Genomic DNA, 21839 nt, shown 5'->3' with positions numbered 1-21839 from the left:
TTTTTCTTTGCTGCCCTAATCATAAAGGAAGCAGTTACAAAAATCAATCTTTTTTAAAATAAATGTATAGACATTTAAAATAAAACATGATACATTATCAATGTAATCGATTGCAAAAAGAAATTTAAGGAGTGAACTAATAATGAATGGTTTTATGGACAAGTTATCTGAAAAGATTTTGCCCTTGGCGAATGCCTTAGGACAAAATCGCTACCTGACCGTCTTGCGGGACGCGTTTATGCTTTCGTTCCCAATCACTATGTTTGGATCGATCGTGGTCGTTTTAAACAACCTGCCCTTCTTCAGTGATGCCACTAAAGGAACATTAGGAACACTGTTTGGCAATGGGCAAAATGCAACAATGAGTATCATGACTGTTTTCGTTACTTTCGGTATTGGCTATTATTTATCAAAATCATATGATGTGGAAGGGATTTTTGGTGGTGCCGTTTCGTTTGCCAGCTTTTTGATCTTGACTCCTTTCTTTATGACTACTGAATCTGGCGAAACGATCTCCGGTGTGCTGTCTCTTGATCGTCTTGGCGCAAAAGGGATGTTTATCGGGATGATCGCAGCATTTTTGGCAGCTGAAATCTATTGCCGCATCACAAAACGCGGCTGGCAGATCAAAATGCCTGATGGGGTGCCACCAGCAGTTTCTAAATCTTTTGCCGCTTTGATTCCAGCAATTATCACCTTAACGGTATTCTTAGTGATCAATGCCATCATGACGGGTGTCTTCAATGCCAACTTGCATGACTTGGTTTATGAATTGATCCAAAAACCATTGACTGGACTAGGCAGCAGCTTGCCAGCAACTCTATTGGCTTTGTTCTTTGTTCAATTCCTTTGGTTCTTCGGTCTACATGGTCAAATCATCGTCAACTCTGTGATGGACCCGATTTGGAATACATTGATGTTAGACAACTTAGAAGCGTATCAAAATGGGGATGCACTGCCGCATATCGTCACAAAACCATTTATGGAAACCTTTACTGTTGGATTAGGCGGTTCTGGTATGACGTTAGCCGTTGTTATCTTGATGGCTTTCGTATTGAAGAAAAAACAATACCGCGATGTGGGTCGTTTGGCTTTAGCACCAGGGATCTTTAATGTTAACGAACCAGCCATCTTCGGTATGCCGATCGTCTTGAATGCGACGATCCTGATTCCTTGGGTCGTAGCACCTCTTGTGGTAACGACCTTCAACTACTTAGTGATGGCGGCTGGACTTGTTCCTGCACCAACTGGTGTTTCTGTTCCTTGGACCGTTCCAGTGGTCTTCAGTGGTGTCTTAGCAACCAACTCTTGGTTAGGTGGTTTGTTGCAAGTCATTGACGTGGTGATCGTCGGCTTGATCTGGTATCCATTCTTACGTGTGTTAGATCGTCAAGCAGAACCATCAATCGATTAAGCGCAACGGCTGGCTGAATTTTTTCAGTCAGCCGTTCTTTTTATAAAAAAACCAAGGTTTGATTGTCGAAACCGCTTTTTTCAGCTATACTTCTTGCGAGGTGATCAGATGCCAAAATACCAAGAAATTGCCAATATTTTACGCACACGTATCAAAAACAAAACGTATCCGCCTGACAGCTTACTGCCGAATCAAACTGATTTAGTCGAGGAATTCGGAGTCAGCCGGATGACCGTCAAAAAAGCCATCGGTATTTTAGCCATGGAAGGACTGGTTTATTCTCAGCGGGGCGCTGGAACAAAAATATTGAACCACCCATTCTTAAAAAAAGACACCACTGCTTTAACGGTCTATGAAGGCTTGTCAACAGAAATGGGCAAAGCTGGCCGCAAGCTAGTCAGTCAGGTCATCGATTTTCAAGTCGAATTTCCTGACCAAACGATCCAAGAAAAGTTGATGTTAACGGAAGAACAGCCGATCTATAGTATTGTCCGCTTGCGGATTCTTGAAGACCAACCGTTTATTTTAGAATATACCTATATGCCCGTCCATTTGGTGCCCAATTTAACTCGTGGCCATTTAGAAAGTTCTATCTACCGTTATGTCAAAGAGGAACTAGGGGTCCAGTTTGCTGGCGCCTACCGCACCATCGCCGCTGATAAAAGTACCGCGTACGATCAACAGTATTTGGACTGTAAAGCCGATGATCCGGTCTTAGAGATCGAACAGATCGTCTATCAGAAAAATGGCTCACCTATCGAATTTTCCCGTAGTCGCAACCGTTATGACGTGCGGGCCTACTCTTATTTAGATGTCCAGCACTAAAAAGACCTGCCCACGGTTTTCTTCCATCAGAAACCGTAGGCAGGTCTTTTTGTTGGTGCATTCGTTGCTTCGTTTATTTTTTCGCTGAGGGTTGGAATCGTTTCAGCCGCAAGGCATTTAATAAAACGGATACCGAACTGAAGCTCATGGCCGCCCCAGCGATCATTGGATTGAGCAAGGGGCCACCGAAAAGATGCAGCACACCCATTGCGACAGGGATGCCTAAGACGTTATAAGCAAAAGCCCAGAAAAGATTTTCTTTGATGTTTTTGATGGTTGCCCGACTTAACTCGATCGCTGATGGGACGTCCATCAGATCGCTGCGCATCAGTACGATGTCTGCCGATTCGATGGCGACATCGGTACCAGAGCCGATCGCGATCCCTACATCGGCTTGGGCTAACGCGGGCGCATCATTGATCCCGTCACCTACCATCGCAACCTTTTGGCCTTTGGCTTGCAGGCCGGCTACTTTGGCGGCTTTATCTTCTGGCAAGACGTCACTGATCACTTCATCGATACCGACTTGTTTGGCGATGGCTTGGGCCGTTCGGGCATTGTCGCCCGTGATCATTGCTACGTACAAGCCCATTTGATGCAACCGTTCAATGGCTTTTCGACTGCTTTCTTTGATAGTATCTGCCACAGCGATGATCCCGATCGCTTCGCCGTCTTTGGCAACATACATCGGTGTTTTCCCTTCGTGAGCCAATTGTTGGGCTTGCTCGATCAGGCCATCGATGGCAACGTTTTGTTTTTCCAACCATTTCTGGTTGCCTAATAGGACTGGACTGCCAGCGATCGTTCCTTGAATCCCATGACCTGGGATCGCTTCAAACCCGTCAACTTCTTGTAGGGCGAGGGCTTGCGTGCGGGCTTCGATCACAATCGCTTCGCCTAATGGATGTTCTGAGCCTTTTTCAACAGAAGCCGCCAGTTGCAGCAATTCCGTCGGCGTGTGATTACCTGCAGGCAGGAGATCGGTTACGACTGGTTTGCCTTCTGTGATCGTGCCGGTTTTATCAAAGACGATGGTCGTCACGTTTCTAGCTGTTTCTAACGCATCGCCGCTTTTGATCAAGACGCCATTTTCTGCCCCTTTGCCCGCACCCACCATGATGGCGGTCGGTGTCGCTAATCCTAAGGCACACGGACAGGCAATCACTAATACAGAGATCGTAATGGTCAATGAGAAGATCCAGGTTTCTTGTCCTAAGAAAAACCAGGCAAGTCCTGCAAAAATCGCCAAGACCATGACGATCGGGACAAACACACCCGAAACTTTGTCAGCCATGCGGGCAATCGGCGCTTTGGATCCTTGAGCATTTTCTACTAACTGAATGATTTGCGCTAACGTTGAATCTTCTCCCACATTGGTGGCTTCATATTGAAACGAGCCGTTTTTGTTGATACTGGCGCCGATCACCCGATCACCGACTTGTTTTTCGATAGGTAAGCTTTCTCCAGTAATCATTGATTCATCGATGGCAGACCGGCCTTGGGTAACGATCCCATCCACAGGAATCTTTTCTCCAGGTCGTACGACTAAGATATCGCCAGCTGCGACTTCTTCAATACCCACTTCGACTTCTTCGGCTTGATTCCCGCTGCCGCGAAGCACGCGGGCTTTTTTCGGTGCGAGATCCAACAACTTCTTGATGGCTTCGGAGGTTTTGCCCTTCGAGACCGACTCAAGGTATTTTCCTAAAGTAACTAATGCCAAAATAACGGCGGCCGTTTCATAGTACAAGTGCATCGCATAGTGGTTCGTGCCAAGGTAGACCATCACGGTTCCATAAATACTATAAAAGAAGGCAGCACTGGTTCCCAATGCAACAAGGGAATCCATGTTGGGATGGCCTTTCCAAAGCGCTTTGAAACCAGCAATGTAAAAGGCGCGACCGAGGACCATCACCGGTAAGACCAAAAGCAATTGAGTGGTAACGAAATTGACTGGATAGGCCATCGGATCTAAAAAGCCAGGGATCGGCAAACCGATCATTTCCCCCATCGTCAAATAGAACAAGGGGATCGTAAAGAGCGCTGAAAGCCAAAACCGTTGCCATAAAGCACGAATCTCTGCCTGTTTTGAATCCACCTTGTCGGCAGAAGCGGTCGGCAGCTGTGCATCATAGCCCGCCTCTTTCACGGCAGCTGCGATCTTCGCGGCGGTCACTTGATCTTGTTGATAGCTGACCGTCAGTTTTTCTGTTGCCAGATTGACGGATGCTTGCTCCACACCCGCTAATTTTTGGACAGCTTTTTCTACTGTTTGGGCACAAGACGCACAGGTCATGCCCGAGATGGCAAAGGTCTCTTGTCTTTGGGAGCCGATCAGTTGATAGCCCGCTGCTTTGATGGCCGCAGCGAGTGTTTCTTCGGTGAGCTGCTGCTCATCATAACGAATATGTAATTTTTCAGTAGCCAAATTGACAGCTGCTTGGTCGACCCCCGCCAGCTTGCTGACTGTTTTTTCGACGGTCTGGGAACAAGACGCACAGGTCATCCCTTTTACCCCATAATTCTTTTCGATCATTGTTTCCTTCCTCCTTGCTTGCTATGCAAACCCATTAACCTTTTATGTTTACAGTTGTAATCTTCTTCTACTTTACAATTATCGTTTACACTTGTCAACGATAATACTCAAAAAAAGGACGTTCTCCTTTGAAGCGGCCCAAAACGCGAGACTTTTGGTCTACCTTTGGGCGGTCGCTACAGGTGGAACGTACTTTTTTCTAAGAAACGATCACTGCCGTTGCAGGGATCGTTTCGCTTATTCAGGTATTGGTTTTAGGAGGCTATCACTCTTGCCCGTTGGTTTTGATCAGCTCTTGGTACCAGTAGAAGCTGTCTTTCTTGTAGCGTGCCAAAGATCCTTCTTGCGTTTCATCTTGGTCGACATAGACAAAGCCATAGCGTTTTTGGTAGCCGTTCAACCAGCTTAGCAAATCAGTGAAGGACCAGGTGCAATAGCCAAGAACTTCCGCGCCGTCGCTGATCGCTTCTTTAATGGCATGGACATGCCCTGCTAAATAATCGATGCGGTATTGGTCATGGATTTGATGATCGTCGGTTAGTTTGTCGTATTCACCAAGTCCGTTTTCTGTAATGATCACAGGCACCCGATAACGGCTAGTGATTCGTCGTAAAGCGATCCGCAGCCCTTGAGGATCGATCTCCCAATCCCAATTCGTCCGTTCCACAAATGGATTTTCGGCTTTTTTGAACATTCCTGGTGTCCCGGTTTCTTCGGAGCTGCCTTTTTTCCCAGTGGTGTTCATTTTCCCCGCACCGACACCATCTAATGGATTGTAGGCATTTGTTGCTGTTTGGTAATAGTTGATCCCTAAGAAATCTGGTTTTGCTGAACGCAGCAAGTCCATATCTCCTGGTTCAATCGTTGGTGCGATCCCTTGCTCTTTCAAGTAATTCATTGCCGCAATCGGGTATTCGCCCCATAGATAGACGTCTAACCAATAATGCGCCATCAAGTCTTCCGCGTTTTCAGCTGCCAAAATATTTTTCGGGTCGCTGTTGATTGGGTAGTTTGGTGAGTAGGCGAAACTTGGTCCGATTTTCCCTGGGATTTTCATCTCATGGAACTTGTTGATCACCGAAGCATTCGCCAAGTTAGCGATATGATTGACTTCATACATCCGTTTAGGATCGGTCACTCCTGGTGGATGGGCAGCTAAAAGATAACCTAAAGAAGTAAAGATATTTTGTTCATTCAAGCTGACCCAATAGTGGACTTTGCCGCGAAAGGCTTCAAACAATACGGCCGCATAGTTGGTGAAATCTTCAATGATTTTGCGAGATTCCCAGCCACCGTATTCTTCTTGCAAGGCTCGTGGCAGATCCCAATGGTACAAGGTCACCATCGGTTCGATCCCTGCTTTTATCAGTTCATCGATCAATGCTAAATAAAAGTCTAACCCTGCTTGATTGACTTCTCCTCGTCCTTCTGGAAAAATCCGTGTCCAAGCAATGGAAAAACGATAGGTTTTCAATCCTTGTTCTTTCATCAAGGCAACATCTTCTTTGAAGCGGTGGTAATGGTCGACTGCGACATCTCCGTTAGTTGCTTTAAAGGTTTTTCCGGGAATGCGGACAAAATCGTCCCAAACCGAAGCGCCTTTGCCGTCTTCTTGCCATGCGCCTTCTACTTGATAGGCTGCTGATGCTGAACCCCATAAAAAATCGTTGGGGAATTCTTTTAGTTGTTTATGATCCAATTGTTTCCCTTCTTTCTGTTTGATGATACCCCTTTCTTAAGTATACCGATAATTGCCTGATTTGTCATAAGAAGATTTTGTACCTATGCCAAGAAAGCCGATGGCACGCAAAAAACATCCTTGCAAGCAGTGGCGTTCTCCTTGCAAGGATGTGGACTAGCTATGGATCATGCGTCAAATTGTGCCTGATAGAGTGCGGCGTAACGCCCCTCTTTGGCTACTAATTCTTCGTGGGTCCCTTGCTCTACGATATTCCCCTGTTCCACCACGAGGATCGTATCGGCATGTCGAATCGTGGACAAGCGATGGGCGATCACAAAGGAGGTTTTGCCTTTCATCAATTTGGTCATCGCTGCTTGGATCAGCAGCTCTGTTTGCGTGTCGACATTCGATGTGGCTTCATCAAGAATCAACAGATCGGCATCCAACAGCATTGCTCGTGCAATCGTCAACAGCTGTTTTTGCCCTTGTGAGATACCGGTTCCGTCTTCTGAGATCAAAGTATCATAGCCTTTTGGCAGGCTCATAATAAAGTCATGGATATGGGCGGCTTGTGTAGCAGCTTGGACTTCTGCCAACGTCGCATTCGCCTTGCCGTAGGCCAAATTGTCGAAAACCGTTCCCGTGAACAACCAGGTATCTTGCAGCACCATCGCATAGCTTTGCCGTAAGCTGCGGCGTGTCGCTTGGCGGATATTTTTACCGTCTAACCGAATCGCTCCTTGGTCAGGGTCATAAAACCGCATCAAGAGGTTCACGATGGTGGTTTTCCCCGCTCCGGTCGGTCCGACGATCGCGACCAAGCTGCCAGCTGGTACTTGTAGCGAAAGGTCTTTGATGATGGGCTGCTGTGCTTGATAGCCGAAGGTCACATGGTCAAAGGCGACATCACCAGACACCTCGTGGTATTCGTAGGCTCCAGGAACATCAGAAACTTCAGGTTCTTCATCCAGCAAACGGAAGATCCGTTCTGCCGCCGCCAATGCCGATTGCAAATCACTGAAGATGTTGGCTAACTCATTGATTGGTCCTGAGAATTTTCTGGAGTAAAGAACAAAGGAAGAAACATTCCCTAGTGTCAGATGACCGAACAAAAACAGCAAGGCGCCAAACATACTGATCAAGGACAACGACAGATTGTTGATAAAGTTGATGGAAGGACCAGTCATACTGCCGTAGTACTCGGCATTGTAATAGGCATCCACCGCTTCTTGGTTTTTTTCGTCAAAACGGCTGATGATCGCTTCTTCTTGGTTATACAGCTTGATCGTTTGCTGACCAGAAATAATCTCTTCCACAAAGCCGTTCAATTCGCCTAATTTGCGGGAACGACGGCGAAACAATGGTTGAAATTTGCTCATCAAAAAGCGGGTCAAAAAGATCGAAGCGGGAACCGTTACGACAAAAATCAGCACCAGCAGCGGCGAAATCAAAACCATCATCACAAACGAACCAATGATCGTCACAAGACTGCTGAGGACTTGAATGGCATCGCTGGCCAATGACGTATTGATGGTATCGACATCATAACTGATGCGACTGATGATATCCCCAGTGGCGACTCGGTCAAAATACCCAACCGGCAGTTCGGTGATTTTATCAAAAATCGCCTTGCGCATCGCTGCCACCACCCGCTGACTCAAGCGGATCATCATGAGCGAAATCAGATAACTAAGAAGGGAAGACGCAAGATAAAACAGCAGCATCAGCCCACAATAAAAGAAGACTCGGTCAAAAATGACCTTGCCGGGACCCGGTTGAATGGCATCAATGGCGTACCCTGAAAGCAACGGTCCCACCAAGGCGAAAATGTTGCTGGCCATCATCAATACAGCGGCTGCCAGCAGGAGACCTTTGTACTCGTAGAGATAGCCCCACAAACGCCGTAGTGTTTTCTTACTATCCTGCGGTTTTTCCGTTTTTTTCTTCGGCATCGTCGGCACCTCCTGTCTGACCTTGATAAATGGCTTGGTAGATCGCATTTTCTGCTAGTAATTCTTGGTGACTGCCAAAGCCGTTCATTTGCCCGTTTTCCAGTACCAAAATTTTGTCGGCATGCTGGATCGAGCTGATCCGCTGCGCGATCAAGACCGTCGTCGTCTGTTGAAACTGCTGTCTCAGGACCTTGCGCAACTGAGCGTCGGTCCGATAATCCAGCGCACTGGCAGAATCATCCAAAATCAAAATCTCTGGATCCCCCGCCAAGGCCCGCGATAACAAGACCCGCTGCTTTTGACCCCCGCTTAAATTGCTGCCTTTAGCATGCAGTGGATGAGCTAAGCGCTTGGGTAGTTGATTGATAAACTCCTTGGCTTGGGCGCGAGCCGCCGCTTCTTCGATCTGTTCTTTGGAAAACCGCCGACCAAAAGCGATATTTTCTTCGATCGTTTCCGCAAAAAGCACGTCTTTTTGTAAGACGACACCGAATAACTGATGCAGCTCCGTCGGATCGATGGAGCGAATGTCGCGACCAGCGATGCGAATCATGCCCTTCGTTGGGTCATAGAGCCGCAGCAGTAGTTTGACGATCGTTGATTTTCCACTACCAGTCGCACCGATGATCCCTAAGGTTTCTCCCGGCTGCAAGGAAAAATCGATGTCTTTCAGCACCTGGGTACCGTTAGGATAGGTGAAGGAAACTTTTTCAAAAACGATATGCGCAGACTCTTCTTTGACAGGCGCCTCAATGACTTGCATATTTTGCGGCAGGCGCAAGACGGATTGGATCCGATCGGCAGAAGCCAGCCCCTTCGACACGATCACAAAGATGCGCGTGATACTGAGCATGGCATTCAAAATGATCGTAAAATAAGTCAAAAAGGCGATGATGACGCCTGGTTGGGTCAATCCTTGATTGACGCGAAAGGCACTGACGACGATCACTAGCGTCAGTCCGATATTCAAAAATAGGTCCATCAGGGGCGGTGTTGCAGCCATCGTTCGATTAGCGGTAGTTTCCGCAGCTACTACGTCTTGATTGACGTGGTCAAAGCGCTTTTTCTCGTAATCTGCTTTGGACAAGGCCTTGATCACCCGAGCCCCAGTCACATTTTCACGGACAGTTCGCACCAACACATCCACTTGCTTTTGCAATGAGGCAAACAAGGGGATCCCCCGTTTCGAGATCGTGACTGCCGCCACTAAAGTGAAGGGCAAGACGCCCACTAAGACCAGCGTCAACACGGGATCTAATGTGGCAGTGATCATGATCCCCCCTAATAACAGAATCGGGGCACGAATCCCCATCCGTTGGATCATGCCTACCGTTTGATGGATGTTGTAAGTGTCTGTCGTCAAGCGAGACACCAAGGAAGGGATCCCGACTTCTTCGACTTGCGGAATCGACAGATAGGAAACTTTTTCAAATAAATCATGGCGTATACTGCCGGTGGTATCGCGAGCAACACTGGAGGCCATCCGATTGGCGATGATATTGGTGACGACTGCGATGATGGAGCAGACCACCATCGCCCCACCCCAAGCAAAAATCGCAGATACCTGCTTGGTGGGAATCACAGAATCGATGATATACGCCAAAATCCAAGGCAATAGCAAGTCCATCAGGGAGCCGAAGAATTTGATACTGACGCCAAGGGAGATGCGGCCGATATAGGGTTTTAAATATTGAGTCAAAAGATTCATTCCATCGCCTCATCTTTCGCTAAAAGCCGCTGGGAATTTTCTTTGACGATTTCCAGATCGGCGATCAACTGCTGCTGTTGGACAGCAGAAAAACCTGCTACGACTTGTTCATTCCAGCTTTGAAGCAGCTGTTGGATCGCTGGTTGGACGGCGAGTGCTTTTTCGGTTGGATAAACCAGTAATTGTCGTTTGTCGGTGGGACTGCTGGTTCTAGTGACAAATCCTCGTTCTTCTAGGATTGCTAGTTGACGGGCAACATTGCTTTTATTCACAAAAATCTTCTTGGCTAAGGCTTCTTGACTGATCCCCGGTTGGCGGCAAATGTTTAAGATATAGGTATGATGCATCCCGCCTAAACCAAATTTTTTCAGTTCTTTTTCCCGATAAAGGGTGGCGAGACGGGCAATATGATTGATTGAGCGGATAATGGCTTCCATGAGCACTCCTGCCTTTCTTAGTTCTTCAAAGTGTCTAATCTATTATAAGGAATAATCGTTGCGTGCGCAACGATTATTGTTTCTGACGAAAAGCAACAGGTACACTGTTGTTGATCAGCAAAAAAAGAACTTCAGCCCTCTCGCTGAAGTTCTTTTCTGATTCATTTTATTCAGATTCTTTCAATAAAGCTTGTACGACCTTACGACGACGGTACAGCTGTCTTGTTTTCCAGCTGATAAAGCCGATGAGTAAAGCGAGCCAAGAAACGATCGTCAGCCATAAAGCTCCGTCGAAAAACCAAGGCGCGTCGTAATCAACGACTAAGACATTCTCCCCTGCTTGCTGTTGGACAGAAACGGCACCAATGGCACTCAAAGAGACATCTTTTTCAGTTAGTGGCTGCTGATTGAGGGTCAATTCAGTATATCGGTAATTGATGATCGGTAACGCCTTCCACGTCTCTTGATCACCTTGCCAACGTAAAGTAAGCTTCCCGTTTTCTACGGTTTTTGCCACGGTATCATTCTTTTCAATGATTTCTTCCCCGTACAAATTGTACTTGTTCTTCTTGGTTTCTTGATAGAGGGGCAGATAATCTGGCGTAGAACGTTGATACAGCGCTAATGCTAAGGACTTGTCGTTACTAAAATAGGCTTCCTTCAATTGCGCTTCAGATTCCGCCGACAGATAGGTGTGGTTTCGCAGTGAAACCGCAGCTTCATCGGAGTGCCAGTCCTGCATTTTGACCGTGTTTTGGATCAGGATTTGACCAACACTCAAGACTAAAACGAGGACAAACCAACGCGGATTTGCCAATGGCTTGCCCCGATAATAAGGAACTAGCAGGCACAAACCGACTAAGATCAAAATCGTGGCAGGAACAAAGAACCGAAAAGGAAATTGCAGTAAATTGATCACACCATTGTCCAGACTGCCTAGCCATTGCCAAGGAACAGCGTTCGATGATAAAACGAAAAAGACTGCTGCAGCTGCCGTCATTAATTTGAAGCCGCCAGATAGACGTGGCCACACACGGATCGCACCACAAAAGAACAAAGCACATAAGATGGGCAGCAGGTACGGAGTCGTCCACCAATAGCTGCTGGTTCCAGTAATGGTATTGTTCTGCATGTTGCGATTCACAAAAGGCGCGATCAACGTGTTACTCGTATAAAGATCCAACATCCCTAACCAAATATTGGCGGTCAGTAGCAAGAAGATCCCGATCGCTCCTGCTAAGCGCAGCACCAATTGTCGTTTTTCTTCGCCAGAAGTCCCAACAAAAAAGGCGCGTAAGAAAAAGGGCACGTATAAGAACACTAACAAGATGCTTGAAAACACATGGATTTGAAATAAGACCGCCACGGAAACCCCTACCGCAAAAGGCCGTAACCGTTTATGTTCCCCTAGTGCGATCAGTGGAATCAGGCACAGCGGCAGCACAGCCGCCCCCCAAGCAGAAAAGCCCTGTCGCTCAATCCAATACTGGACAGAATAGGTCGCCATAAACAGGACGCTCATCCCCACTGACAGCCAACCATTGACTCGTAATTTCTTTAATAAGCCAAACATCGAAAACCCTGCTAACAAATAGAGCAGCCCGTTGGCGAGCAGCTGGTAGGAAAACCACGAAGGACTCAGCAAGACCAGCAATCCTTGGAAATAGGCAAAAAAGGGCCCGTATAATGCATTGACGATACGAGCAGATTGCTGAAACCCGTAGATAGAAAGAAAATATTGAAAATTGCCCTCTTTGATCTGCTGGCTGGTCTCATAAAAACGATTGAAGTGAAAGACCACATCAGAGCCCAAAATCATGCCTTGGCCTAAGATCTGCGGTAATAAAAAAACACCACTCATTGCAATCAGAATCACCACTTGCCAGAAAAGCGGCTTTTGTACTATTTTTTGTTTCAAAAAAAAACCTCCTTGCACCCTTTCGGTACGCTCATAAAAAGAGTACCAGATAGGGACGAGGAGGGGAAAAAGAAAGCTTAGTGAAAAGGGATACATGGTAAAAATTTAACCAATTACTAAACTTTTCTAGGTTTTAGGTGGTCGTTTCTGTGCTTTTTCTCAAATTTATTGGGTGATCGTTTGCCAGCTTTCCAGTAGTTCGCTTAAAAGCGGGACGACCGTTTCTGCAGGGGCTGCCTCTTTTTGGACATTGGCACTGACTAGCTGATCGTACATATAGCCATACAGAGAATCGAGATCTTCTGCAATAGCGCCACCTTGCTCACGGTCTAAAGAGACCCGTAATTCCAATAAAATATTCTGCGCCTTGACAAATTGCTGATGAGCTTGGCTCAACTCTTCTTTTTCCAATGCGATCACTGCTAATTTGATATTTTTGATCGCTGCTTGCAACAGCATTTCAATCAGTTTGTTGGGGGAGGCACTCATTACTTGGTTCTGCAAATAGTTGTTTTGCATTTTTTGATAATTCATCTTTTTTTCCTCACTATAAATCAAATTCGACGAAGGCGGCACTGTCTTCTTGCTGCAAATACGTTTTGACAAGATTGTTTTTGCGGTTCAAACGCCCCAATTCTTGTTTGATCTCTTGCTGCTGGGCTTTGACCTGGTCTAAGAACGCTTGATACGCTTGGATCACTTGTTGCGCCAACGCACTGGTTTGTGGACTATGGCTCTGTGCTTCTGCTTGCATGGCTGCTATGACCGCTGCATTGGCTGCCATCAAACGACTGGCTTCTTCGCTGTCGCCGCGCCATTGGGCAAAACCAGTTAAAATCTGATTCAAACGTTCATCTAATGATACGTGTGGCTCCATAGGTTGTTTCCTTTCATGTTGACGAGGGTTTCTTATGCGAATGAAAAAATGACTGCTTTAATCGGCTATCCTGCCTAGTTTGACGTATTGGCAAACTGATTGCTTAGGTAGCTCAGCTGATTTTCAGCCTCCATCATCACGGAGTCTAACTTGGTAAACATTGTGATGTAACGCTCTTTTTTCATTGCCAAAATATCATCAAACCGTGTGATCTGCTTGTTTAAATCCTTGATGGTACTGTCATAGGTCGCAGATTTGGTGGCAATGATCCCTTTATTGGCTGAAGTATTGACGACATAGCTGTTGGCTAATTCTTTTAGGGCTAGTGTATAGCCAGTCTCTTTCGTGCTCGCAGTGCCATCAGCTTCTTTGGTTTTCGTACTTGCATAAAAGAAAGACTTCACAGCAGCGGGATCTTCCGCTAAGGCTTCTTTTAACTTTGTCGTATCCAATCCCAATGTACCATCATTATCAACGGTGGAGATGCCTAGCTTATTGGCGGTCAGCTTTGAGCCACTGACGGCTGGAATGGTGATCAAATTTCGCAATTGGGTCTGTAGACGAGTCAACGCACTGTCTCCCACCAAGGTCCCCGTCTTGTTGTTTTCACTACTAGGATCTCCCACGGTCAAATTGTCGCCGATAAAACTCATCAAGCTATTGTATTGATCCACTAATCCTTGCACTGCATCAACGACTTTCGAGGTATCATTGGCTAAAGAAAGCGTCACATGCTCCTCGCTTTTTTTCGCTAACGTCAGCGTGACACCATCAATAACATCCGTCACACTGTTGCTGTCGCGAGTGATCTTCATGCCGTCTAGCTCAAAAATAGCCGGTTGGCCTTGCGTCGTTGTCGCAGTTGAACCGATCCCTAACCCTTCGGCGGCATTGCCGTCGATCAAGAAATTTTTGTCGCCCATTTTAGTATTTGTTAAAATCAAACGGTTATCCACGATGCTCGCCGCGACGAAGGTCGTCTTGCTTTGGCTATTGATCTTGGCTGCCACATCTTTTAAGCTGTCTTCGGCCGTGATCTCGATCGAAGCGGTGATCGGTTTGCCATCTTCATCGACTTCCGAACTGGTCAATGACAGCTGACCACTGACATTTAGGGCCGTTTTGCTACTTTGAGCTACTTGACTCCCCGTCACCTTCGTGGCTGTTGCTAGTTGGTTGACTTTTAGATCATAGGTGCCTTCTGGAGCTTCCGTTGTTCCTGCAATTGAAGCGATGCTGCTATTGGTGGTCGTCGCTTTTTTCGTTTGATAAGCATCATCTTTTTGTAATGCATCGACTTTTGACAAAAAGTTAGTCAAGCGAGTGCTGATATCACTCCACGCCGTTTTTTGTGCTTTTAGCGACGTGATTTTATTCTCAGCGCGGGTCTTGTTGATCGCATCTGCCGCCAATAATTTTTCAATATCTTCTGAAGTCACGCCAGAATAACTCCCTAGCGTTGTACTGATTCCTGAACTGCTAGTTACACTTGCCATGTTTTCATCCCTTTCGATCGACCGCGATGCCCATGTCATCCCATATTTTCCCAATCACGTCTAGCATGTTGGCGGGCGGGATCTCTTTGATCACTTCGTTGGTCTGCATATCCACTAAACGCACCATCGTACGCCCCGTGCGCTCATGTACTTCATAAGCCAATTTCATATCTTTGCCAAGTAGTCGCTGATTCACTTCCTCCACGGAGGCTGCGATCTTGTGCTGATCGGCTACTGAAAAATAGTGGATCGGCGGTTCAGTGGCCACTGTCTGTTCCTTTTTCTCCGCCAGTTTCCCCTCTTGGTGTTGCGGCTGAAGGTTGGCGTTCTCTTGATCTAGGGATTCGATCGGACGTGCTTTAGCGACCGACGCAACGGCTTCGATCGGGTGTATTCCTGACATTGGCTGAATATCCATCAGAGCTTCCTCATTTCTAAGCGTTTTTGTGCTGCTATGTAAAACACAAGAACTGCGCTTCCCCTAGGCAGTCCTTGTGTCAGTGGTTCACTTGATCAAAAATTATCCTTGTAACAAGCTCAATACGCTGTTAGGCATTGAGTTTGCTTGTGCCAACATTGAAGTTGCTGCTTGAGAAAGGATGTTGCTCTTCGTAAAGCTCATCATTTCTTGCGCCATATCAACGTCACGGATACGTGAGTTTGCTTCAGATAGGTTTTCTTGCGTTGTACCTAAGTTGTTGATTGTGTGTTCTAGACGGTTTTGCGCCGCACCAAGATCCGCACGTTGTGCAGAAACTGCTTTGATCGCTTCATCGATTTTTGTGATTGGGTTGTTTTCAACGCTGACAGTTGCCGCTGCTGCTTTGCCTTCATCAGAAGCGGTAAATGTTGCTAAAGCATCATCGTATGTTTTTTGAGCTGTTGCTTTTGCTGTATCATCCGCTGCTGTATCGATGGCTGTTTGTAATTCAGCAACTGTTTTACCAGCAGCCGCATCAACTGTGCCGTCCGCTGCATATTTTGTTGTAGCATCTGCTTTGAAGGCAGTCGCTACTGCTTTATCTTTTGCTGCAGCAACAGCTTTAGCATCGCTTGTATCAATGGCTTGTGTTAAATCTAAGCCTTTTACTTTCAATGCAGATGAGCTCATGTTGTTGATTGAAACGCTCATTGTTTGGTTTGCGTTGGCACCGATTTGGAAAGTGAATGATTTCGCATCATCGCCTTCACCAGTTAACAAGCTTTTTGTATTGAATTCAGTGGTATTGCTGATACGGTCGATTTCATCAGACAATGCGGTGTATTCTTTGTTGATCGCACTGCGGTCGTCATCACTTAACGTACCATTTGAACTTTGAACCGCAAGATCACGCATACGGCCTAAGATGCTGTGGGTTTCATTTAATGCACCTTCTGCTGTTTGGATCAATGAAATACCATCTTGTGCGTTGCTTTTTGCTTGTGACAAACCGCCGATTTGGCCTTTCATTTTTTCAGAAATTGCTAAGCCAGCTGCGTCGTCCCCAGCTTTGTTGATGCGTAAGCCTGAAGATAATTTAGACAAAGAATTGCTTTTAGAAGCATTTGCTGCCGTTAGGCGTGAGTAAGTATTCAATGCTGAAACGTTTGTATTGATTCTCATGTGTAGTTCCTCCTAATTTTTATTCGCTAAGGTTTCCCTCTGCTACTATTTATCGGAAGAAACCGTTCAGGGTTAAGCCTTTTTTCTAAAAAAAATAAAAAACTTTTGCTCTCAGCAAAGAACAAAAGTTTTTGGGTTAATTTAAATAATCTAGAATGGACATCTGCATGATCTTTGTTCCCATCGCTAATGTTGAACGGTAGGCAGTCATTTGATTTTGATATTCCATATACTTTTCCGCAATATCGACGTCTTGTTTGTTGGACAGTGTTTCGGTCAAGTTCAGCTTTTCCGTCTCATTTCGATCAGCTGCCGCCTCCAAGCGATTGTAGAGGGTGCCGATCTGCGCCCGTACATTCACCACATTAGTGGCATGCTGGTCATGAGCGGTTAAAAGCTCGCCCCCTAAGGCATCTTTATCATCACTGCGCAATGCAGACAACAAATCATTGAAATAGGTGCTTAAATTTTGGGGATCCGCAGCTGTGCCCGTCTCGTTCATCAGACGATCACCGCTGGCTAACAGATCCACTGAGACCCCATTTGCGATTTCTCGCGGCAAGTCTTCGCTGGTGCCATTGTATTTGATACCGACGATGGCGTCATTTTCTTTGACGATCTCAAAAGGCGCCGTCGTCGTATTCGTTCCGCTAAATAGATAGCGGCCATCAAAGTTGGTGTTTAATGATTCAACGATGCCTTCGATCTCTTGCTCGATCTCTGAACGATTTGCCCCTAATTCCTCACTGCCAGCTGTCGCATTGGCAGAAGATTGAACCAACGAGCGAATCCGCAGCATCGAAGTACTGACGCTTTCTAAAGCAGAATCTTGGGCTTTTGTCCAAGAAATACTGTCTTTGATCGTATTGTTGTAAGTTTTGTTTTGATTTAACGACACATTGAGATCCATGATTTTTGAAACCAGCAGCGGATTATCCGAGGACTTGCTGACTTCTTTCAAGCTCGATAGCTGATTCAACGTGGATTGGACTTTGGAGGCGTTGGTGCCTAGATTTCGTAAAAAATCATTGTAGGTGATTGAATTGGAAATACGCATGGTCTACACTCCTGTTCGATTGATCAATGTGTCTAACATTTCAGAAACGACCGATAATATGCGGGCATTGGCCTGAAATCCTTGTTGGAAACGAATCACATCTGACATTTCTTCATTTAATGAAACCCCAGACACCGATTGATTTTTGTATTCTAGTTGATTCAGCAGCGACAATTGGGCACTGACTGTATTGTCGGCTTGCTGTTTTGAGATCCCGTTTTTGGTGACGATGCTGTTAAAATAACTGCTGACACTCATGCCCGATGCTGCATTGGCAAACGTCAATGTCTCAGAATCAAAAGAAGCGATCGTCTTTTCTGACAACGGGAAGTCCAATTTGGCACTGCTGAGTTTCGCCATTGCAGCAGCTCTTGAACCATCTCCTGCTGCATTGCTCGTTCCGCCGGTCACCAGACTTGGGTTATCTAACAGTGCTTGGCTGACCCGAATCGTCGTCGCTGTACCAGTATCATCTTGGCCGATCTCAAATAGACCGCTAGTAGGAGAAGCGCCGCCAGTAAAGACCATGTTCATGGCTTGCGCGATCGTCGTCGTAAAGTTGTTCAATTCCGTCAAACGGCTGCCGATTTCACTAGATGATGCTTGCAGGCCTCCGATCGCGCCTTCTTTGATTGGCAATTCTGTATAGGCGGTTTCGCCATTGTCGGTGGTTTTCGTCAACAAGACGGTTCCAGCTGGATAAGACCCTGTAATGGCTTCGGCAGGATTCAAGGCGTTGCCGTCTTTGGAAACCAAGGCGCCTGTGTCGCTTTGTCCCACCACCACACTAAGGGTATTGCGTTCCTCCGCACTTAAAATCGTCTGTCCGCTCATGGATACAAACCCACGGCCATACTGATCGGTCTTGGTTTCGATCCCTGCTAGACCCGAGAGATCTTTCAACAGACTGTCTCGACGATCTAAAAGATCATTGGGTGTCTCACCACTCGTCGTCAACCCATAGATCTGTTCATTCAAGGATTGCAGCTGTTTGACCTTCTCATTGAAGTCCAGCGCGGATTTTTCGATGGTATCCAGCGTATCGCTTTGCAGCTGCGTCATTTGTTTGCCCATTTGGTTGATGGTATCGGCAAACGTACTGCTGTTTTCCAGCACAAGGGTCTTAGACGTATCCAGTTCAGGATTGTTGGCTAATGCGGTCCAAGAATCAAACATCGTTGCCAGCTGTTTGGACAGTCCATTGTCAGAAGGCTCATTCATTAAACTTTCCAGCTGTCCTAATATGTCTGCTTTTTGTTCATAATATGTATAGGTAGAATTGGCATTGCGTACTTGTCCAATGACAAAATCGTCGACGATCCGTTCGACACTGCCGACTTTCACACCCATACCGATGCTGCCGACACCCGCTAAATGATAAGACGCTTCGGCTTGCAAGTTGACTCGTTGTCTTGAGTAGCCGTCTGTATTGGTATTTGCAATGTTATGGCTGCTGGTTTGCAACGCTGCTTGATTGGCGGTCATGCCCCGGGTTGCGGTGCCTAATGAACCAAATAGTCCTGTCATAGAAGTACTCCTTACATTTTTTGATCGATGATCGCTGTTGAGACAGCTTGTTTTTCTTGGTATTTCGAATACGTATTTGCCGGTGTCTTGATATTTTCTTTGACTGCATCCATCAAAACAGTTTGGAAACTAATGGCTTGCTCCGTCAGCAGGAGATTTTCGGCTTGCTGCACTTGGATTTGGCGGATGAGTTCTTTGACCGTCACTGAAAGAGTTCCTTCATACGTGGAAAAAACGGGTACGAAGGCGGTTTTTTTCTCGACGAGTTCTGGTAATTTTTCTGCTTGATTTTTGATCAAGCAGGTCTTTTCTTTTTGCAGCAACCGCAAGAACTGCTGAAGCTGACGCTCAAATTCCCGTTCTGTCATCTAGTCGACCTGCTTTTCATCTTGTTGCAGCATTTTATCTGCGATCGTTTCGGCAGATACTTGGTAGGTGCCTTCTTTGATCGCTCGTTTCAATTCTGCCACTCGCTCACTGCGACTGGCTGTTTGATTGGCACTCTTTTGAATGGCTTGAGCTGTTTCGGACAATTGAACATCGACGGTTTTTTCTGTCTGAGCAGCAGATGGCTTTTCTTGTTTGACCGCTTCACGTTTGATGGCCTTGTCGCTGTATTCTGCGTAACCTCTTTCGATTTTCATAGGTTCTCCTCCGTTCTCATTCTTCTACCCTCTACTATCGGTCAAATCACAAAAAAGTTAAACCCATATGTTTAACTTTTTGCGATTTCTTCAAATTAATGCAAATTGTGGATGCGTTGTTTTTGCGAAAGAATGTTGGTGATCCGCACACCAAAGTTTTCATTGATGACCACGACTTCCCCAGTGGCGATCAGTTTGCCGTTCAACAAAATCTCTAGCGGTTCATCCGTCAGTTTTTCCAGCTCGATGACGGACCCCGTATTGAAAGATAAAATGTCCTTAATGGTTTTTTTGCTGCGGCCTAACACGACACTTAGATCCAATGGCACATCAAGAATCAAGTCCAAATTATCCCCATCGCTCACTCCGCTGGAGGCCAATGTTTGAAACGCAGGTTTGCTGACTTCCACGGGCTTTGATGCAGCCGCTGGTTCTGGCGTAGGTGCAGCAACGGGTGCCGTTGGCTGCGGTGTTGGTGTTTCCCGAGTAACGACAGTCGCTTCGTCTGAGAGCATCGCACTGGCGATATCGTTGACCACCGGATCCGTAAAGATCTGCATGATTTTGCTTTCGATCAAACCTTCGACGCGCAAAGAAAATGAGATACAGTAAATCTCTTCCTCTGCCTCGATCCCGCTATACTCAATGTTTTCTGGTGTCTCCCATAGTTTGACGATCGGCGGCAAGATATCCACTTTGCGGCTGATCATCGTTGCCATCGAAGTCGAGGCAGTCCCAATCATTTGGTTCATAGCTTCTGCCACAGCACTTAGCTCTAATTCCGTAAATTGAGTGTTGCTGGTTTCACCAGTTCCACCCATCATCAAATCGGCGATCACGATGGCATCTTTGACTTCTAATAGCATCAAATTACTGCCTAAAAGGCCTTCTTTAAATTCAACTGTCGTCGCTACTTTTGGTGCAACGAGGTCGTTTAAGATCTCACCAAATTTGATTTTAGACACCCGGGGAGTCGTGATGCTGACCCGACGATCAAGAATGGAAGACAACGTCGTCGCTGCTTGCGACATGGAGATATTGCCAACTTCGCCGATAATGTCGACTTTGACTTGCTCTTCTAATCCTTGCGGCTGGGCTGGGGCACTTTGATTCAACAATGCATCGATTTCTGCTTGGGATAAACGTTCACTCATAGTTCTTGCTCCTCTTCTAACTTGTCTAATAATTCAATGGCTAAACGGTCCTCTTGCTTCCCAGGTTTTGCTCGGAAGTAAGGTTTTCCATCGATGAAAGTCTCCAATGGTTCAGTAATTTTTTTGTCTAGTTTGATGACATCGCCTTCTTCTAAGTGGAGAAACTCAGAAAGACTCATTTGAGCATGGCCCAGCAGGACTTCTAAATTCAATCCGACGCCATTCAAACTTTTTTGCAACTCGCGGCTATCGTCTTGGTTGACTGGCTGATTGCTATCAAACCAATTGCGGAAACTTAATTTATCAATGATCCCTTCAAAGAAGACATAGGGGATACATAGATTGATAAAATGTTTCACTTCAAAAATTTTGATAGTAAAGGTCACTAACACGACGGGTTCGTTGGGCGACATGTTTTGCATCAATTGCGGATTCGTATCGATTCCATCCAAAACCGAATCCAAGGCAACGATGTCCTTCCAAACATTTTGGTAGACCCGGACAAATTGTGCCACCACTTCTTCCAAGATTGCTGTTTCAATATCAGTAAAACTTTTTTTCTCGCTAAAATCCATTTCGATCGGCTTGTTTTGATAGACATCCAAGCCGCCGCACAACAACTCCACCAACATCATACACAGTTGTGGGTTCATCTCGATCATTTGAATCCCGCTCAAAGGCTGCGAATGAAAGAGCCCCAACAAAGTAAATTTTGGTATCGAATGGATAAATTCGTCATAACTGACTTGTTCGATAGCTGCCAACTGCAAAGAAACATTGGTCCGCAGTTGGGTAGAAAGCATGCTACTGCTCATCTTCGAGAAATCCTCGAAGATCATGTGCAGGGTATTGACGTATTCTTTCGACAGCTTTGTTGGTCGGCGAAAATCGTAGGCTTTCACTTTGGCTTGTTTGTCTTCTATCTCAATAATTTCTTGATCGATCTCTCCGCTGCTCATCGCATTCAACAATAAATCAATCTCTTGCTGCGTCAATACCTGATCCACACT

19 protein-coding genes are annotated in these 21839 nt (G+C 46.1%); 2 read left to right on the top strand and 17 right to left on the bottom strand.

Features of this window, described 5'->3' with window-relative positions:
* The first annotated feature begins 142 nt into the window (after positions 1–142).
* Both celB and A5883_RS14460 read left to right on the top strand, forming a co-directional pair.
* Positions 143–1414, top strand: coding sequence for a PTS cellobiose transporter subunit IIC (celB, locus tag A5883_RS14465; RefSeq protein WP_005226670.1), 1272 nt, complete (start codon positions 143–145; stop codon positions 1412–1414).
* A gap of 108 nt (positions 1415–1522) precedes the next feature.
* Positions 1523–2239: a GntR family transcriptional regulator gene (locus A5883_RS14460; protein WP_005226669.1), complete on the top strand. Its 717-nt coding sequence runs from the start codon at positions 1523–1525 to the stop codon at positions 2237–2239.
* Between the two features lie 73 nt (positions 2240–2312).
* Here the strand turns inward: A5883_RS14460 and A5883_RS14455 are convergent, their stop codons facing one another.
* From A5883_RS14455 to fliM, 17 genes are all read right to left on the bottom strand, one after another.
* Positions 2313–4775: a heavy metal translocating P-type ATPase gene (locus A5883_RS14455; protein ID WP_005226668.1), complete on the bottom strand. Its 2463-nt coding sequence runs from the start codon at positions 4773–4775 to the stop codon at positions 2313–2315.
* A gap of 265 nt (positions 4776–5040) precedes the next feature.
* Entirely contained in the window at positions 5041–6474 is a 1434-nt protein-coding gene (locus A5883_RS14450; protein WP_086338895.1) for a glycoside hydrolase family 1 protein, read from the bottom strand.
* A gap of 167 nt (positions 6475–6641) precedes the next feature.
* Positions 6642–8408, bottom strand: coding sequence for an ABC transporter ATP-binding protein (locus A5883_RS14445; protein ID WP_086338894.1), 1767 nt, complete (start codon positions 8406–8408; stop codon positions 6642–6644).
* A complete protein-coding gene (locus A5883_RS14440) occupies positions 8374–10116 on the bottom strand; it encodes an ABC transporter ATP-binding protein (RefSeq protein WP_005226665.1) in 1743 nt (580 codons plus the stop codon). The genes A5883_RS14445 and A5883_RS14440 overlap by 35 nt, the downstream gene beginning before the upstream one ends.
* Positions 10113–10553, bottom strand: a complete 441-nt coding sequence (locus A5883_RS14435; RefSeq protein ID WP_086338893.1) for a MarR family winged helix-turn-helix transcriptional regulator — start codon at positions 10551–10553, stop codon at positions 10113–10115. Before A5883_RS14435 ends, A5883_RS14440 begins: the two co-directional genes overlap by 4 nt.
* Positions 10554–10719: 166 nt before the next feature.
* Positions 10720–12471 (bottom strand): hypothetical protein, encoded by a 1752-nt coding sequence (locus tag A5883_RS14430; protein WP_086338892.1) that lies wholly within the window; start codon positions 12469–12471, stop codon positions 10720–10722.
* A 165-nt stretch (positions 12472–12636) separates the two neighbouring features.
* Positions 12637–13005 carry a flagellar export chaperone FliS gene (gene fliS / locus A5883_RS14425; protein WP_034859136.1) on the bottom strand — a complete coding sequence of 123 codons (369 nt, stop codon included), beginning with the start codon at positions 13003–13005 and terminating at the stop codon, positions 12637–12639.
* A gap of 13 nt (positions 13006–13018) precedes the next feature.
* Complete coding sequence (locus A5883_RS14420) at positions 13019–13348, bottom strand: hypothetical protein (protein ID WP_005232745.1); 330 nt, start codon at positions 13346–13348, stop codon at positions 13019–13021.
* Positions 13349–13422: 74 nt separating this feature from the next.
* Positions 13423–14844, bottom strand: a complete 1422-nt coding sequence (gene fliD / locus A5883_RS14415) for a flagellar filament capping protein FliD (protein ID WP_005226644.1) — start codon at positions 14842–14844, stop codon at positions 13423–13425.
* A gap of 4 nt (positions 14845–14848) precedes the next feature.
* On the bottom strand, positions 14849–15262 hold the full coding sequence (locus tag A5883_RS14410) for a flagellar protein FlaG (RefSeq protein ID WP_005226643.1): 414 nt from the start codon (positions 15260–15262) through the stop codon (positions 14849–14851).
* A 102-nt stretch (positions 15263–15364) separates the two neighbouring features.
* The gene (locus tag A5883_RS14405; RefSeq protein WP_005226642.1) at positions 15365–16447 is read right to left on the bottom strand and encodes a flagellin N-terminal helical domain-containing protein; all 1083 of its coding nucleotides are present in this window, start codon (positions 16445–16447) and stop codon (positions 15365–15367) included.
* A gap of 136 nt (positions 16448–16583) precedes the next feature.
* Complete coding sequence (flgL, locus tag A5883_RS14400; RefSeq protein ID WP_005226641.1) at positions 16584–17504, bottom strand: flagellar hook-associated protein FlgL; 921 nt, start codon at positions 17502–17504, stop codon at positions 16584–16586.
* 3 nt (positions 17505–17507) lie between these two features.
* Positions 17508–19031 (bottom strand): flagellar hook-associated protein FlgK, encoded by a 1524-nt coding sequence (gene flgK / locus A5883_RS14395; RefSeq protein ID WP_086338891.1) that lies wholly within the window; start codon positions 19029–19031, stop codon positions 17508–17510.
* Between the two features lie 11 nt (positions 19032–19042).
* Complete coding sequence (locus A5883_RS14390; RefSeq protein ID WP_086338890.1) at positions 19043–19399, bottom strand: hypothetical protein; 357 nt, start codon at positions 19397–19399, stop codon at positions 19043–19045.
* Positions 19400–19675 carry a flagellar biosynthesis anti-sigma factor FlgM gene (gene flgM, locus A5883_RS14385; protein WP_005226638.1) on the bottom strand — a complete coding sequence of 92 codons (276 nt, stop codon included), beginning with the start codon at positions 19673–19675 and terminating at the stop codon, positions 19400–19402.
* A gap of 95 nt (positions 19676–19770) precedes the next feature.
* Positions 19771–20829 carry a flagellar motor switch phosphatase FliY gene (gene fliY / locus A5883_RS14380; protein WP_005226637.1) on the bottom strand — a complete coding sequence of 353 codons (1059 nt, stop codon included), beginning with the start codon at positions 20827–20829 and terminating at the stop codon, positions 19771–19773.
* Positions 20826–21836 (bottom strand): flagellar motor switch protein FliM, encoded by a 1011-nt coding sequence (gene fliM / locus A5883_RS14375; protein ID WP_005232756.1) that lies wholly within the window; start codon positions 21834–21836, stop codon positions 20826–20828. The genes fliY and fliM overlap by 4 nt, the downstream gene beginning before the upstream one ends.
* Positions 21837–21839: the final 3 nt, after the last annotated feature.

The organism is Enterococcus sp. 5B3_DIV0040 (genome assembly GCF_002140755.1).
Classification (GTDB): Bacteria; Bacillota; Bacilli; order Lactobacillales; family Enterococcaceae; genus Enterococcus_D; species Enterococcus_D casseliflavus.
This window is presented reverse-complemented; position numbering and strand designations above follow the sequence as displayed.

Excerpts from the sequence above, each read along its gene's own strand:
- fliS (WP_034859136.1), bottom strand. The coding sequence starts at position 13,005 with ATGAATTATCAAAAAATGCAAAACAACTATTTGCAGAACCAAGTAATG.
- A5883_RS14440 (WP_005226665.1), bottom strand. The coding sequence starts at position 10,116 with ATGAATCTTTTGACTCAATATTTAAAACCCTATATCGGCCGCATCTCC.
- flgK (WP_086338891.1), bottom strand. The coding sequence starts at position 19,031 with ATGACAGGACTATTTGGTTCATTAGGCACCGCAACCCGGGGCATGACC.
- A5883_RS14460 (WP_005226669.1), top strand. The coding sequence starts at position 1,523 with ATGCCAAAATACCAAGAAATTGCCAATATTTTACGCACACGTATCAAA.
- A5883_RS14420 (WP_005232745.1), bottom strand. The coding sequence starts at position 13,348 with ATGGAGCCACACGTATCATTAGATGAACGTTTGAATCAGATTTTAACT.
- fliD (WP_005226644.1), bottom strand. The coding sequence starts at position 14,844 with ATGGCAAGTGTAACTAGCAGTTCAGGAATCAGTACAACGCTAGGGAGT.
- A5883_RS14435 (WP_086338893.1), bottom strand. The coding sequence starts at position 10,553 with ATGGAAGCCATTATCCGCTCAATCAATCATATTGCCCGTCTCGCCACC.
- A5883_RS14405 (WP_005226642.1), bottom strand. The coding sequence starts at position 16,447 with ATGAGAATCAATACAAACGTTTCAGCATTGAATACTTACTCACGCCTA.
- A5883_RS14390 (WP_086338890.1), bottom strand. The coding sequence starts at position 19,399 with ATGACAGAACGGGAATTTGAGCGTCAGCTTCAGCAGTTCTTGCGGTTG.
- A5883_RS14455 (WP_005226668.1), bottom strand. The coding sequence starts at position 4,775 with ATGATCGAAAAGAATTATGGGGTAAAAGGGATGACCTGTGCGTCTTGT.
- A5883_RS14445 (WP_086338894.1), bottom strand. The coding sequence starts at position 8,408 with ATGCCGAAGAAAAAAACGGAAAAACCGCAGGATAGTAAGAAAACACTA.
- celB (WP_005226670.1), top strand. The coding sequence starts at position 143 with ATGAATGGTTTTATGGACAAGTTATCTGAAAAGATTTTGCCCTTGGCG.
- fliY (WP_005226637.1), bottom strand. The coding sequence starts at position 20,829 with ATGAGTGAACGTTTATCCCAAGCAGAAATCGATGCATTGTTGAATCAA.
- A5883_RS14410 (WP_005226643.1), bottom strand. The coding sequence starts at position 15,262 with ATGGATATTCAGCCAATGTCAGGAATACACCCGATCGAAGCCGTTGCG.
- flgM (WP_005226638.1), bottom strand. The coding sequence starts at position 19,675 with ATGAAAATCGAAAGAGGTTACGCAGAATACAGCGACAAGGCCATCAAA.
- flgL (WP_005226641.1), bottom strand. The coding sequence starts at position 17,504 with ATGCGTATTTCCAATTCAATCACCTACAATGATTTTTTACGAAATCTA.